This window comes from Nonomuraea ceibae (genome assembly GCF_019396325.1).
Classification (GTDB): Bacteria; Actinomycetota; Actinomycetes; order Streptosporangiales; family Streptosporangiaceae; genus Nonomuraea; species Nonomuraea ceibae.
The window spans coordinates 21,635-36,030 of the sequence record NZ_JAHKRO010000046.1; the positions used below are offsets into that span (position 1 = coordinate 21,635).

General features: G+C 70.1%; 14 protein-coding genes. 3 read left to right on the plus strand and 11 right to left on the minus strand.

All coding sequences use genetic code 11. The features are described from left to right. Positions 1–16: 16 nt before the first annotated feature. From KME80_RS25990 to KME80_RS26015, 6 genes are all read right to left on the minus strand, one after another. Positions 17–1,162, minus strand: coding sequence for an acetyl-CoA C-acetyltransferase (locus KME80_RS25990; RefSeq protein ID WP_219508789.1), 1,146 nt, complete (start codon positions 1,160–1,162; stop codon positions 17–19). A 57-nt stretch (positions 1,163–1,219) separates the two neighbouring features. Further along, a complete protein-coding gene (locus tag KME80_RS25995) occupies positions 1,220–1,897 on the minus strand; it encodes a hypothetical protein (protein ID WP_219508790.1) in 678 nt (225 codons plus the stop codon). Between the two features lie 24 nt (positions 1,898–1,921). Further along, positions 1,922–2,683 carry a class F sortase gene (locus tag KME80_RS52830; RefSeq protein WP_219508792.1) on the minus strand — a complete coding sequence of 254 codons (762 nt, stop codon included), beginning with the start codon at positions 2,681–2,683 and terminating at the stop codon, positions 1,922–1,924. 7 nt (positions 2,684–2,690) lie between these two features. After that, entirely contained in the window at positions 2,691–4,001 is a 1,311-nt protein-coding gene (locus tag KME80_RS26005; RefSeq protein WP_219508794.1) for a hypothetical protein, read from the minus strand. Positions 4,002–4,124: 123 nt separating this feature from the next. Next, complete coding sequence (locus KME80_RS26010; protein ID WP_219508795.1) at positions 4,125–4,904, minus strand: class F sortase; 780 nt, start codon at positions 4,902–4,904, stop codon at positions 4,125–4,127. Next, entirely contained in the window at positions 4,904–6,226 is a 1,323-nt protein-coding gene (locus KME80_RS26015) for a hypothetical protein (RefSeq protein WP_219508796.1), read from the minus strand. Before KME80_RS26015 ends, KME80_RS26010 begins: the two co-directional genes overlap by 1 nt. Positions 6,227–6,416: 190 nt before the next feature. Between KME80_RS26015 and KME80_RS26020 the strand changes: the two genes are divergently transcribed. Both KME80_RS26020 and KME80_RS26025 read left to right on the plus strand, forming a co-directional pair. Further along, complete coding sequence (locus KME80_RS26020) at positions 6,417–7,562, plus strand: acyl-CoA dehydrogenase family protein (RefSeq protein ID WP_219508797.1); 1,146 nt, start codon at positions 6,417–6,419, stop codon at positions 7,560–7,562. 26 nt (positions 7,563–7,588) lie between these two features. Beyond that, on the plus strand, positions 7,589–7,750 hold the full coding sequence (locus tag KME80_RS26025) for a hypothetical protein (protein WP_219508798.1): 162 nt from the start codon (positions 7,589–7,591) through the stop codon (positions 7,748–7,750). On the opposite strand, the gene KME80_RS26030 is transcribed toward KME80_RS26025, so the two are convergent. The 3 genes from KME80_RS26030 to KME80_RS26040 form a co-directional block, all read right to left on the minus strand. Beyond that, the gene (locus KME80_RS26030; RefSeq protein ID WP_219508799.1) at positions 7,716–8,513 is read right to left on the minus strand and encodes an alpha/beta fold hydrolase; all 798 of its coding nucleotides are present in this window, start codon (positions 8,511–8,513) and stop codon (positions 7,716–7,718) included. The genes KME80_RS26025 and KME80_RS26030 overlap by 35 nt on opposite strands. 16 nt (positions 8,514–8,529) lie before the next feature. Then, positions 8,530–10,746 (minus strand): ATP-binding SpoIIE family protein phosphatase, encoded by a 2,217-nt coding sequence (locus KME80_RS26035; RefSeq protein WP_219508800.1) that lies wholly within the window; start codon positions 10,744–10,746, stop codon positions 8,530–8,532. A 123-nt stretch (positions 10,747–10,869) separates the two neighbouring features. Then, positions 10,870–11,574: an iron-dependent transcriptional repressor DtxR gene (locus KME80_RS26040; protein ID WP_281427172.1), complete on the minus strand. Its 705-nt coding sequence runs from the start codon at positions 11,572–11,574 to the stop codon at positions 10,870–10,872. Between the two features lie 104 nt (positions 11,575–11,678). Between KME80_RS26040 and KME80_RS26045 the strand changes: the two genes are divergently transcribed. Then, the gene (locus KME80_RS26045) at positions 11,679–12,302 is read left to right on the plus strand and encodes a UdgX family uracil-DNA binding protein (RefSeq protein WP_219508801.1); all 624 of its coding nucleotides are present in this window, start codon (positions 11,679–11,681) and stop codon (positions 12,300–12,302) included. Between the two features lie 21 nt (positions 12,303–12,323). Here the strand turns inward: KME80_RS26045 and KME80_RS26050 are convergent, their stop codons facing one another. Then, positions 12,324–13,559: an MFS transporter gene (locus tag KME80_RS26050; RefSeq protein WP_219508802.1), complete on the minus strand. Its 1,236-nt coding sequence runs from the start codon at positions 13,557–13,559 to the stop codon at positions 12,324–12,326. Between the two features lie 10 nt (positions 13,560–13,569). Further along, on the minus strand, positions 13,570–14,223 hold the full coding sequence (gene pdxH, locus KME80_RS26055; protein ID WP_219508804.1) for a pyridoxamine 5'-phosphate oxidase: 654 nt from the start codon (positions 14,221–14,223) through the stop codon (positions 13,570–13,572). Between the last annotated feature and the right edge of the window lie 173 nt (positions 14,224–14,396).

A 14,396-nucleotide genomic window follows, 5' to 3' on the forward strand; every position in this document is an offset into this window, starting at 1 on the left:
GGCGCCTGGGTTCGCGTCAGAGCCGCTCGATGATGGTGACGTTGGCCTGGCCGCCGCCCTCACACATCGTCTGGAGGCCGTAACGGCCGCCGGTGCGCTCCAGCTCGTGCAGCAGCTTGGTCATCAGGATCGCGCCCGTGCCGCCCAGCGGGTGGCCCAGGGCGATGGCGCCGCCGTTCGGGTTGACCTTGGCCGGGTCGGCGCCCAGCTCCTTGATCCACGCGAGCGGCACCGGCGCGAACGCCTCGTTGATCTCCGTCACGTCGATGTCGTCGATCGACAGGCCCGACTTGGCCAGCGCCTTCTGCGTCGCCGGGATGGGCGCGGTCAGCATGTAGACCGGGTCGTCGCCCATGAGCGCGAGCTGGTGGATGCGGGCGCGCGGGGTGAGCCCGTGGTCCTTGACCGCCTGCTCGGAGGCGATCAGCAGCGCGCCGGAGCCGTCGGAGATCTGCGACGACGTGGCGGCGGTGATCTGGCCGCCCTCCTTGAGGGTCTTCAAGGTGGCCAGCTTCTCCAGCGTGGAGTCGGGGCGCGGGCCCTCGTCGTCCTCGACGCCGTTGATCGGCTCGATCTGGTCCTTGAAATAGCCGTTGGCGATGGCCTTGGCGGCCCGCTGGTGCGACTCGAACGCGAACCGCTCCAGCTCGTCGCGCTTGAGGCCCCACTTCTCGCACATCAGCTCCGCGCCGCGGAACTGCGAGATCTCCTGCTTGCCGTAACGCTCGACCCACTTGTCGCCGAACGGGAACGGCATGCCCTTCTCCAGCGCAGCGGTGATCGACGAGCCCATCGGCACGATGCTCATCGACTCGACGCCGGCCGCCACCACGAGGTCCTGGGTGCCCGACAGCACGCCCTGGGCCGCGAAGTGGATCGACTGCTGGGATGAGCCGCACTGCCGGTCGATCGTGACGCCGGCCGTGGTCTCCGGCAGCCCGGCCGACAGCCAGGCGTTGCGCGCGATGTCCATGCTCTGGGGGCCGAACTGCATGACGCACCCCATGATGACGTCCTCGACCGCCGCGGGGTCCACGCCGGTGCGGTCGATCAGCGCCTTCAGCGTGTGCGCCGCCAGGTCAGTGGGGTGGACGGTGGACAGGCCGCCCTTCTTCTTGCCGACCGGGGTGCGGACCGCCCCGACGATGTACGCCTCTGCCACAGTGCCTCCTGTAAACCGAGCAATATTCGGTTCTTAGGCAGAGGGTACAACAGAACGTCACTCGGTTTCTGCCCTCGCCGGGGGAAGCAGTTCCTCCGCCCGATCCACCCGGAACCGCCACCGGTCCACGACCAGGCCGTTCAGCGCCTCCGACAACGACAACGCCAGCGTGCCCAGCTTGAGCCGGTCATCACCGCGCAACTCGATCGCCGTCAGCTCCGTGGCGAACGGCAGCAGCTCCTTCACCGCAGGCGGCTGCCCCTTCTGCGGCACCACCAGCGCCCGCACCCCGCCCGCCGAGAAGACGAACTCCTCCTCCTGCTCGACCTCGCCCTCCAGCAGCTCGATCAGCTCCTCCGCCGACGGCCGCACCGGCAGGATCACCGCCGGACCGCCCGGAGCCGCCTCATCGGCCGGATCGTCCACCTCGCCCCGGCACACGGCCAGCCCGCCCAGCCGGAACGCCAGCCCCTCCGCCAGGAAACGGTCGAAGAAGTCGAACGGCAGCGGGCCCTCCGCCGCCACCCGGCACGCCCAGACCCGCTCCAGCTCCCCGCCGACCAGCTCCGGCTCCGCCTCCACCGGGGCATGCACCCGTACGTCCACCGCCACGATGTCGTCGCCGTCCTCGCGCGCCCCCGGATCGGCCAGCCGCACCAGCCTCAGCAACTCGGCGCGATCCGGCTTGGCGGGCAGAGCCGCCGTGGGGCCAGTTCGCAGTCTCCGCTTCGCCATCCAGCCCATTGCGCGCCTCCGCGATCAGCTTCGATAGGAGCTCGTCATCGTCGCGTAGACGATGACGTTGTCGGTGTAGTGACCCGTGCTGCGGTTGTAGATGCCGCCGCACGTGATGAGGTGGAGCTGGGCGTTCTCCTGCGGGCCGTACACGCGCTCGGAGGGGAACGTCTTCTTGCTCGCCTGCTCGATGCCGCCGACCGTGAACACCGCCGTGATGCCGTCCTGGCGCTTGATCTCGATCTGGTCGCCGTTGAGCAGCTCGGGCAGCCGGTTGAAGACGGCCGCCCGCGTCCGCGTGTCCTTGTGCCCCAGCAGCACCGCCGGACCCGCCTCACCAGGCGTCGACATGTTGCGGTACCAGCCCGCCAGGTTGGGATTGTCGGCCGGCGGCACCTGGATCGTGCCGTCCTTGGCCAGGCCCACGGACTTGATCGGCGCGTTCACGCCCAGCTTCTTGATGATGATGCGCACCGGGGTCGACGGCAGCATCGCCGGAGCCGGCTTGATCTGCGGCAGCGGCGGCGGCGCGTCCGGCCCCGCCTGGAACAGCGCCTGCTCCGGCTGCCCCGACGCCTGACCGTCCGGCAGCGCCGTCAGGCCCAGCGAATCACGCTGGCTCGCCAGGCCGTACTCCTCCGGCGAGCCCAGCACGATCAGCATCCCTGCCACCACCGTCACCACGCCCGCCACGGCGGCGAGCAGCAACGTCGTCCTCAGGACCCTGCTGCCGCCATCGTCCTGCGGAGGCTGCGGGCCGGCGCCGTAGGGGTACTGGTTCGCCACGGGTCCATCATCCCTTGGATACGCCGCGACGCCGCATCAGCAGCCCCCCGGCCCCGGCCGCCAGGATCAGCGCCGACCCGGCCGCCAGGAACATCCGCCCATCGGGCCCCATCGTCCCCCCGGCCCCGGTGTCGGCCCCGTCCTTGGGGGTCTCGGAGCTACGAGGAGAGGTGGTCGTCTCGCTGGGGGTGGGCGTCACGGTCTCGAAGACCGTGGTGGTCTTGGTGGGGGTGGGCGTCGAGGACGTCGTCGGCGTCCCCGTCGAGGTGGGCGTGCCCGTCGCGGCAGAGACGGTGAAGGTGTACGTCTTGAGCCCGGACGCGGGCGCCGCACACTTCACGGTCGCGCCGCTCGCACTGGTTCCGAATGCGATGTCACCCGGGGTGATCGTGACGGTCCCGGCCGTGGTGGGCTTCACCTTGACGGTCACCTGGGGCAGCGTCGTGAGGCTCTGTCCCGCCGTGGCCGTCAGCGCCGCCTCGCCGGTCACCGGAGTGGTCGGGGCCCCCGCGCCGCTGGCCTTCAGGCTGGCGAAGATCTTGCTGTTCGCGGGGAAGCCTGCCGCAGGCACCTTCAGCGGATCACCGGTCGTCTGTACGGCACCGGTCCACGTGATGGAAGCGTCCTGGTTGGCCCTCGCGCCGGTCGGCATGGTCGGCGTGACCTTGATGTCCACGCTCGCCGGATAGTCGGCGTCCGTCCCACTGGTCAGGGTGCAGTTGTACGTGATGATGTCGTCCACCGTGCCGCTGCCGGTGCCGACGGTGACGTCAACGCTCGTCGTGCTCGTCGTCTGGCAGGTGGTCACGTCCGCCGCGCCCGTGCTGCTCGCCAAGCTCAGGGTGAGGCTGCCCGCCCCGGGCGTGGGCTTCAACGTCACCTTGCCGCCGGTGGTGGCCGTCACCGTGACAGTGCTAGTCACCTGGAAGGTAGCCACGGTCGGCGTGTTGGCCGCGACGGTTCCGCCGGTCTTGTTCAGGTCGGCGTGCGTGCCGCCTTCGACGGTGAGCTTGCCGCCCACCTTCACCTGGGTGGCTGTCGAGACGTTCTGCCGCAGCGACAACTGCGGGATGGTCCACTTCGCTTCGAACGTCCCGCTCGCCGTGTCCGGCACCGCGACCGGAACCGTAAGGGACGTGTTGCTGAAGGGCCCGCCTGAGCATGTGTACTCAATGCTCAGTGTCTTGTCCGCAGCTACAGCCGCCGATGCGGGCGAGGACAACGTGAGGGCTGCCCCGGCGAAGACGACCAACGTGCTTACGATCCCCGAGGCGGAGATCTTGAGGGCGAGGCGGCGCCGCGCCTTGGACGTCAGCACTGTCCTTCTCCGTTTCAGCACAGTCACAACAGGGCGTACCACGATTCCAGCCGTTGGTTACGGTTGGGTTGAGATCATACGGACTAATCCTGTCAATCTCCTGTAAAAGACCAAAAGACGGTATCAGCCCTTCTTCTTGGACAGGGTGGCGTAGACGATGATGTTGTCCGTGTAGCTGTGGGCCGCCTTGTTGTAGATCCCGCCACACGTGATGAGCCTGAGCTGGGCTTCCTTCGTGTCGCCGTACACGCGCTTGGTGGGGAACGTCTTCTTGCCGACCTGCTCGATGCCGCTGACCGTGAAGCGCGTCACCTTGCCGTCCGAGCGGTACACGTAGATGTGGTCACCCTTGGACAGCTCGCTCAGACGCTTGAAAACAGCGGCGCCTCTTTTCGTGGCGACGTGGCCGTTGATCACCGAGGGGCCGAGCTCGCCCGGCAGCGGGCTCTTGCCGTACCAGCCGGTCAGGTTGGGCTTGCTGAGCGGCGGGGTGGCGAGGGCGCCCTGCTTGGTGAGGCCGACCGTGTTGATCGGGGCGTTGACCTTGATGTCCGGGATGCGGATACGGGTGGGCCTGACCTTGGTCGTCTTCGACTTGACCGGCTTGATGGCCGGGACCACGACCTCGGCGGGCAGCGGCGGGGGCGCGTCGAGACGGGCCGGGGTCAGGGGGACGTTCTCGCCGCCGGGGCCGACGCTGGGCGGCAGCTCGAACGCGCCCGCGTTCTGATACTGCAGCGTCGCCGGGTCCTGCTGGGCCGCCATCGGAACCGGGCCGGAGCCGTCGTCCACCGGCGGCGCCAGCGACAGCAGGCCGACCATGATGGCGCCCACGCCGGCCAGCGACCCGGCGATCAGCAGCGCCGGGGTGGCCTTGGACATCGTCGACTTCAGCTCGCTCATCAGTCAGTCCCTCCGGCGTGTCCGGCGCGGCGGCGCCGCACCAGGAGCCCTCCGGCTGCGCTGCCCATCAGCAGCAGCGACCCGCCGGCGATCAGCGCGTACGAGCCGCCCGCGACCTGCTCGGGAGCCTCACCGGTGTCCACGCCGCCCAGCGGGGTGGTGTCGACCTGGGCGGCCTTGTAGTTGGTGGCGGTGGGGCCCGGCGTGGTCTTGGCCGTGGGCGTGGGGGTCTTGCTGCTGCCCGGGACCACGACGACCACGTGACTGGTGCTGGGCCAGGGGACGTGCCGGTTCGGCGGCGTCGTCGCGGTAGTGGGTCCGGGGGTGCTCGTGTTGGTCTGCGTCGGCGTGGGGTCCGGGCTGATCGGAGGCGTTCCCGACGGGTCGGGTGACGAGGAGGGCCCGCTGCCCACGGTGATCTCGACGGCGTCCGGGTTGCTCGTGACCCTGCAGGTGGACCTGTGCTCGGTCGGCGGGTCGATCATCTCGCGCGTGTGCAGCTTGAAGGCATCCAGGTGGACGTCCTTGCCCTCGTCGATGGCTCGGATCCTGACCACGTGCTCCTTGTACGGCAGGTCCTTGCGTTCCCAGAGGGAGATGTTGCCCTTGGTGGCGTTGGTCGGATTGCCGCTGGAGTCCTTGGTCGGGTCGACGATCGCCGAGGCGTCCTCGTCCACGATCACGCGGACCCGACCCACGTCGGGCATCTCGCGGCCGATGTACTCGAAGCCGGTGCCGCGGAAGCGGATGACCGCCTCGTCCGTGCGGGTGGAGGTGGTGTGCACGTCCCGGAGGTGATCACCGTATTCCGGTCGGGTGGTGCCGCTGTGAGCCCAGCCAGCGTCATATTTCATACGGGGGTCGTCGTTGTTGACGATGACCTCGCCGGCCGGGGGAACAAAGTCGACCGTCATCTCCTGCGGGGTGAGCTTGATGACGCCCTCTTTGGTCATGTGCGCCTCGGAGGACAGTCCCTCAGGTGCGACGAGAGGCTGGTTGGGCTTGAGGGCCGCCTGGTCCTCGCTGCCATGCGCCTCAAGCGTGCCGTTCCAAGCACCGGCAAGCTTGACGTTGCCCACCAGCGACATCCTGGCGCCCTCGGCGTAGTAGTCGGGTGAGATGAAGCGCGGCGTGTTCGCATGCTCGATCGACCAGCCGAGCTTGAGCATGCTGCCGACCTGGACGGCCGTCGGGATCTGGACCCGGGCTTTCAGCTTGACCTCGGACGAGCCGGCGATCCCGCCCGTACACGTGTAGTCGACGACGAGGTTGAACGTACTCGCCTTCGCGGGTATCGCGACGAACGCGGCTGAGGCCGCCATTCCGATCGATGCGGCGATCCACGCATTGCGCCACCGACTCACGGCTAACTCCGATCGCACAGTAAACCGAAGGTAGATCTTAGAGCCGTCAAGCCCCGCAACACGCCCATGTTCCACCACTTGTGATGAACCCGTGTCCGCCCGCCAGAATCGTATTCTGGAACGCACACACCCCCTGCTAGGAGGCGACATGCGGCGAGACCTCTTCGACGAGGAGCACCTGCTTTTCCGGGAGACCGTGCGGGAGTTCATGGCCCGTGAGGTGGTGCCCCATCACGCCCGGTGGGAGAAGGACGGCATCGTGCCCCGCGAGGTCTGGAAGAAGGCCGGGGAGGTCGGCATGTTCGGCTTCTCGGTGCCGGAGGAGTACGGCGGGGCGGGCATCACGGACTTCCGGTACAACGCGGTGATCGTCGAGGAGATCATCCGCAACGGGGCGTCCGGCCTGGGCTTCTCGCTGCACAACGACGTCGTGGCCCCGTACCTGGTGGATCTGACGGACGAGGAGCAGAAGCGGCGGTGGCTGCCGGGGTTCGCGAGCGGTGAGCTGATCACGGCGATCGCGATGACGGAGCCGGGCGCGGGCAGCGACCTTCAGGGGATCAGGACGACGGCGGTGCGCGAGGGCGACCACTACGTGCTGAACGGGCAGAAGACGTTCATCACGAACGGCGTCAACGCCGATCTCGTCATCGTGGTGGCCAAGACCGATCCTGCCGCCGGGGCCAGGGGGACGACGCTGCTGGTGGTCGAGCGGGGCATGGACGGGTTCGGGCACGGCCGCAACCTGGACAAGGTCGGCATGAAGGCGCAGGACACGGCGGAGCTGTTCTTCGAGAACGTCCGGGTGCCGGTCGCCAACCGGCTCGGCCCGGAGGACGGCCGGGGCTTCTTCCAGCTCATGGACAACCTGCCGCAGGAGCGCCTGTCGATCGCGGTGGCGGCCGTGGCGGCGGCGGAGACGGTGCTGGAGCAGACGATCGAGTACTGCAAGGGCCGTCAGGCGTTCGGCCGGAACATCGGCTCCTTCCAGAACACCCGGTTCGTGCTGGCGGAGCTGGCCACCGAGACGGAGATCGCCCGCCACTACGTGGACAAGTGCATCGTGGCGCTGAACGCCGGCGAGCTCACGGTGGTCGACGCGGCCAAGGCCAAGTGGTGGACCACCGAGCTGCAGACCAAGCTCATCGACCGCTGCCTGCAACTGCACGGCGGCTACGGCTACATGAACGAGTATCCAGTGGCCAAGGCGTGGCTCGACAGCCGCGTGCAGACGATCTACGGCGGCACCACCGAGATCATGAAGGAGATCATCGGCCGCTCCTTCGGCTTTTAGCCGTCCGGCGACGCATACTGGAGACCATGGACAGCGGCCTGATCCTCCTGGTTTTCCTGGCTTTGCTGTTCGCCTGGGGCCTCAACCGGGTGCGCCGGGCGTTCAGGCTCGGCGCCGTGGGCTACGCCGGCATCATGATCGTCTTCGTGATCGTCATGCTCCTGCTGTGGGGTCAGACGTTCCGCTAGCCTCCAGCAGCACCCGCGCCACCAGCGCCGGGTCGTCGCTCATGGGTACGTGACCGCACCCCTTGAGCAGCTTGACCCGCTGGCCCGACCAGCGGGCGGCGCGCACGGCCTGGCGGCGCGGCAGCAGCCGGTCGTGCTCGCCCCAGGCGATGGTGATCGGCGACTTGGGCGGCGCGGGCGGCATCAGCCCGGAGAACGACGCGAGCGTCTCGTCGAACCCGGCGGAGCCGGCGAGCGCCTGCGACCCGGCGGTCAGCGCGGTGGGCGTGAGCCTCGACGGGTGGGCCACCAGGAGCCCGGCCGACAGCGTGCGGCCGAGCGCGCTCTCGGCGGTCCGGCCCGCCTGCCCGGGCGGCAGCGCGCGGGCCGACGCCCGGGCGGCGCGCAGCACCGCCTGGCAGTAGAGCAGCTCGGCGCGCGACCAGAACCCGGCCGGCGACAGCGCGGTGGCGGTGCGGACGGTGCCGCGCGAGGCCAGCTCCAGCGCGATGTAGCCGCCCAGCGAGTTGCCGGCGATGTGCGGCTCGCGCAGGCCGAGCAGCGCGCAGAAGGACTCGACGGCGTCGGCGAGCGACTCGGCCGTGTAGGGGACGCCGTCGGGCAGCCCGCGCGAGCGACCGAACCCGGGCAGGTCGACGGCGATGACGGTGCGCGCGGCGGCCAGCCGGTCCATGACCGGCAACCAGGCCTGCCAGTGGTGCCCGATGCCGTGGACCAGGATCAGCGGCTCGCCGGAGCCCCTGCGTTCGAAGGCCAGCTCCATGCGCGTAAGTGAACCATCAGCGGCTGCGCGTGGGAATCTCGAACCAGACCGCTTTGCCTTCCCTGGTGGGCCGCGAGCCCCACCGCTTGGCGAGCTGGTCGACCAGGTAGAGGCCGCGGCCGCCCTCGTCGTTCTCGCCGGCGCTGCGGATGCGCGGCAGCCGCAGGTCCTGGTCGAACACCTCGACCCAGACCGACTCGCCGCCCCGCCGCAGCCGCAGCGTGAACTCCTTGTCGCCGACCACCTCGTCCTCGAAGCCCGGCATGTCCCAGGAGTCCTCGAACGGCAGCGGCGGCCCGTCGACGATCAGCTCGCGGCGCGGCACGCTGGCCGTGGAGGCGTGCAGCACCACGTTGGTGACGACCTCGGAGACGAGCAGGCAGGCCAGCTCGGCGCGCTCTTCCGGCACGTTCCAGCCTTCGAACGCCTCCGACGCCATCCGGCGGGCCTCGCCCACCATGATCGGCTGGGCCGGGAACGTACGCTCCTCGACGTCGAGGTCGGCATCGCTGGAGCGGACCACGAGGATCGCCATGTCGTCGTCGATCTCGCCGGGCACCGCGACGGTGGCGGCGTCGGCGATGCGCTCGACCTCGGCGTCGGCCATCTTGGCGAGCTTCTCGCAGAGCACCCCGAGCGTCTCGGCCTCGGTGGGCATCTCGCCGAGCCGGGCGGGGCGGCGGTCGACCAGGCCGTCGGTGTAGAGGAGCAGCGCCGCGCCGGGCGGCAGCGTGCGCGTCTCCTCCTTGTAGACGAGGTCGGCGTGCAGCCCCTTGGCGCGTACGCCGAGCGGCTGGCCGACCTCCTCGATGTCGAGCTCGACGCACTGGCCGTCGTGCAGCAGCAGCGGCGGGGCGTGCCCGGCGTTGGCGAAGGACAGCTGGCGCGACCAGGCGTCGTAGACCAGGTACTGGCAGGTGACGATGGGCGGGATGCTGACGTCGGCGCCGTTGTCGTCGCGCTCGGGGGTGGCGATGATGCGGGTCCACTCGTCGAGCCTGGCCAGGATGTCGGCGGGCGACTTGTCGTCCTGGGCGAAGGCGCGCAGCGCGGCCCGGAGCTGGCCCATGATGGCGGCGGCCTTGGCGCCCCGGCCTTCCACGTCGCCGATGACGATGCCGACCCGGCCGGCCGACAGCGGGATCACGTCGTACCAGTCGCCGCCGACCTGGGTCTGGATGCCCTGGCCGTGGGAGACGAGCGGGGCGGCCGGGTAGTAGCGGACGGCGATCTGGAGGCCGTCGAGCTGCGGCAGCGCCCGGGGCAGCAGGTGCTTCTGGAAGGACTCGGCGGTGTGCCGCTCCTCCTCGAACAGCAGCGCGTTGTCGATGGCGAGCGCGACCCGGGTGGCGATGGCCCCGACGAAGTCGCGGTCGAAGGCGTCGTAGTGGGGGCTGCGGCGGTCGGTCAGGTTGGACAGCCCGAGGTACATCAGGCCCAGCGTCTCGCCGCGCACGCTCAGCGGGGCGACGATCGCGGAGTTCATGCCGACCTCGCCGCACAGCCGGGCGCTGCCCTCGGACGGGGCGGGGAAGCTGTTGCCGGCGAAGTCGTCGACCAGGATCGTCTCCTGGCGGCGCATGGCCGCCTCGGCGTAGTGGCCGGACGGGTAGCGGATCTCGGCGCCGACGGGCTTCCAGGTGCCGGGCGGCGGCGACCAGCCCTGTACGTGCTGGGAGATCCGGCGCACCAGCCGGTCGCCCTCCATCAGCTCGATGAAGCAGTGGTCGGCGAACTGCGGGACCAGCATCTCGGCGACCCGCTTGAGCGTCTCCTCGACGTACAGCGAGCCGGCCAGCCGCTCGCCGATGCGCTCCAGCAGGCCGAAGCGGTCCTTCTCGCGCTCGTTGCTGCGCAGCGCCTCGCGGGCGGTGATGACGATGCCCGTCACCGAGCCGGAGGTGTGGCGCAGCGGCACCGCCTGGGCGCGCACGTACAGGACGGAGCCGTCGGCGCGCCGCACGTCGAACGTGCCCTCCCAGACGCCGCCCTTGAGCACGTGCTTGCTCAGCTCGATGGCCTGCGGGTGGTCCTTGTCCATGATCCCGAAGGACTGGGCCGAGGGGTCGCGGCCCGACGCCCGTGGCCGGCCGAACAACCGCTCGGCGAACGGGTTCCAGTAAAGGAGATTGCTGAACCGGTCGGTGACGACCACCGCCATCTCGGCATGGTCGAGCACCGACGACGCGGCCAGGTGATCGGCGTCGGGTGACACGTCCCCCCATCGCTTCATCCGGAGACCACTCCTAGGGGACGCATGCGCGAAAAGCGAACCACGGGCGCTCCTGCAACAGTCTTGGCCGGGGGGGAGTGGAGGGGCTCCCAGTTGGGATTCAACCAAGCAGCCGCGCGTGCGTCAGCGCCTGGTGACGAAAACGTGCGCGGCAACGTCACGCGGGATCTCCGCGAGAGAGTCGTTCGCGTCACCGTCACCTGTCACCCGCACACCGTCGTCGCTCGCCGCGAGCGTCACCTCGCGTCCGGGTTGTATCCCAACTTGCTTGAGTTTAAGCATCAGAGCGGGATCACTTTGCACTTGTTCGCTAATTCGACGCACTACCACGGGCACTCCTTGGGCCCCGGCGACCTCCGTCATGGTCGGCAGCATGCTCCCGGACGGTTCGGCGCTCTCCTGCGCGCCGAGCTCGGCCAGGCCGGGGATGGGGTTGCCGTGCGGGCACACCGTGGGGTTGTCGAGCAGCTTGACCAGGCGGGTCTCGACCGACTCCGACATGACGTGCTCCCAGCGGCAGGCCTCGATGTGCACCTCCTCCCAGGGCAGCCCGATGACGTCGGTCAGCAGGCATTCGGCGAGCCGGTGCTTGCGCATGACCCTGGTCGCCAGGGTGCGGCCGAGCTCGGTCATGGACAGGTGGCGGTCACCCTCGACGCGGACGAGGCCGTCGCGCTCCATGCGGGCGACGGTCTGGCTCACCGTGGGGCCGCTCTGCTGCAGGCGCTCGGCGATGCGCGCCCGGAGGGGGACGATGCCCTCCTCCTCGAGCTCGTAAATCGTCCGGAGATACATCTCCGTCGTGTCGATCAGGCCGTGTGCGGTCAAGGCTCCTCCCAACTGCATGCTACGCCGGTCGTGGCGGGGACTGAGCCCGTCCGCTTCGGGCACAGGAGTCAGAGGCAAAGCCTATGGGGGAGAAACGACCGACGATGTCAAAGGACGGAAACAACTCAGCGGCCGAGTTCCTTCCCGATCGCCTGGACCTGACGTCGCTGCGGGAGGCTGCGGCCGGCTGCGAGGGCTGCGACCTCTACCGGGCGGCGACGCGCACGGTGTTCGGCGAGGGGCCCGCCGGGGCCGCGTTCATGCTCGTCGGGGAGCAGCCCGGCGACCAGGAGGACCTGCAGGGGCACCCGTTCGTCGGACCGGCCGGGCGGGTGCTGGACCGGGGGCTGGCCGAGGCCGGGATCGAGCGGGAGGACGTCTACCTGACGAACGCGGTCAAGCACTTCTCGTTCACCCGGCAGGGCAGGCGGCGCATCCACCAGAAGCCGACGGCGGCCGAGATCGGGGCCTGCCAGCCGTGGCTGAACGCCGAGCTGGCCGTGGTGGAGCCGCAGGTGGTCGTGGTGCTGGGGGCGACGGCCGCGCGGGCGCTGCTGGGGCGGGCGTTCCGGGTGACGCGGCAGCGGGGGGCGCCGGTGCCGCTGGGCGAGGCCACGGCGGTGGCCACGATCCACCCGTCCGCGGTCCTGCGCGCGCCCGACCGGGACGCGGCGTACGAGGGCTTCCTCGCCGACCTCAAGGTGGCGGCCGGTCAGCGAGGGCGGTAGCGCCTCAGGGCGCGCGGCCGGTCAGCGGGCGCGGTAGTTCCTGAAGCCGGCCACCGACAGGCCGGCGACGAGTACGGCCAGCGCGCAGGCGATGCCGCCGCCCACCCACGCGGTGGTGAGGCCGAAGGCGGTGGCCGTGGCTCCGGCCCGGACGTCGCCGAGCCGGGGCCCGCCCGCGACGACGACCATGAAGACGCCCTGCATCCGCCCCCGCATCTCGTCCGGCGCGTACAGCTGGAGTATGGACTGCCGCCACACGGAGGAGACCACGTCGGCGGCTCCCCCGACGGCCATGAACAGCAGCACGAGCCAGAGCTGCTGGGCGAGCCCGGCGGCGGCGACCGCGAGCCCCCACACGGCGATGACGGCCGTGAGCGCCAGGCCCTGGCGGGTGACCCGGGTGACCCAGCCGGAGAACAGCCCGCCGATGACCGACCCGGCCGCCATGGAGGCCACCAGCCAGCCGAGGACGTTCAGGTCGCCGCCGAAACGCAGGTCGACGAGCTCCGGGAACAGGGCTCTGGGCAGCGCGAACACCATGGCGATGATGTCGACGACGAACGACATGAGCAGCACCGGGCTGGTGGCGATGAAGCGGAGCCCCTCGGCCACGGACCGCCAGCCGGGCCGGGACACCTCGCCCTGGGGTGCCAGCGCGGGCAGCCGGAAGGCGGCGTAGAGGCTGGCGGTGAACAGCAGGGCGTCCACGGCGTAGGCGGCCGCGTAGCCGCCCTCGGTGAGCAGGATGCCGCCGATCATCGGCCCGGCGACGGCGCCGATGCTGTAGACGAGCGAGTTGAGCGCGTTGGCCGAGGGCACCAGCTCGGCCGGGAGCAGCCGGGGGATGATGGCGCCCCGGGTGGAGGAGCTGACGGCGAAGCCGGCGGCGCCCACGGCCACGGTCGCCAGCAGCACGTACACGTTGGGGACGCCGACCAGCGCCTGGATCAGGATGAGCATCGTGCTCACCCACGCGACGGCGGAGCCGGCGACGAGGAGCTTGCGCCGGTCGACGGCGTCGGCGACGGCCCCGCCCCACAGCCCGAAGATCACCAGGGGGATCAGGTTGGCCAGCCCCAGCATGCCGACCCAGAACGACGAGCCGGTCAGGTCGTAGACCTGCTGGCTGACGGCCACGACGGTGGCGCCGAGGCCGACGTGGGAGACGGCCTGGCCGATCCAGAGGCGCCGGTAGGCGGGCACGGACAGCGGCCGGGTGTCGACCAGGTGACGCTTGACGAAATCCCCGAAAGTCACTTAAGGCACATTAAGGGGCAAGTCTCTCCAACTCCCACCCCGGCCGCGTACGCCGGTAACGCAGCCGGTCGTGCATCCGGTCGAGCTGCCCCTGCCAGAACTCCACCTCCACCGGCGTCACCCGGAAGCCGCCCCAGAAGTCGGGCACCGGCGGATCGTCCGGCCAGCGCGCCGCCAGCTCCTCGTAGCGGGCGTCCAGCTCCTCCCGTGACCGCACCACCGCCGACTGGCGCGACGCCCACGCGCCGATGCGCGAGCCGTACGGCCTGGCGTTGAAATAGGCGGCCGACTCCTCGGCCGACAGCCTCTTCACCGAGCCCTCCACCCGCACCTGACGGCGCAGCGGATGCCACGGGAACAGCAGCGACGCCCTCGGGTTCTCCGCCAGGTCGCGGCCCTTGCGGGACTCGTAGTTGGTGTAGAAGACGAAACCGCGCTCGTCGTAGCCCTTGAGCAGCACGGTCCTGGCGCTCGGCCGGCCCCCTGCGGAGGCGGTGGCGAGCACCATGGCGTTGGGCTCGGGCAGGCCGGCGTCGAGCGCGTCCTGGAACCAGACGGTGAACTGCGCGATCGGATCGGCGGCGACGGCGGCTTCGAGCAACGGTTCGCCCTCATAGGTCCGGCGAAGCCCCGCCAAGGAGGGCGGGCGCGAGGTGGCATCCACGAGACGGTATTCTCGCGTGCTTGGTGGCAGATCCCACACAGCGCCCCCTACCAGCGGTTATGGCCTACCGGCGGGTCCCGAGACCGAGCACGACCTGGGAGGGGGTTAAATTGACTGGCCGGTATCTCGACATCAAGGCATTGCCGGAACATGGCAAGAAAGGGAGGCGGCCG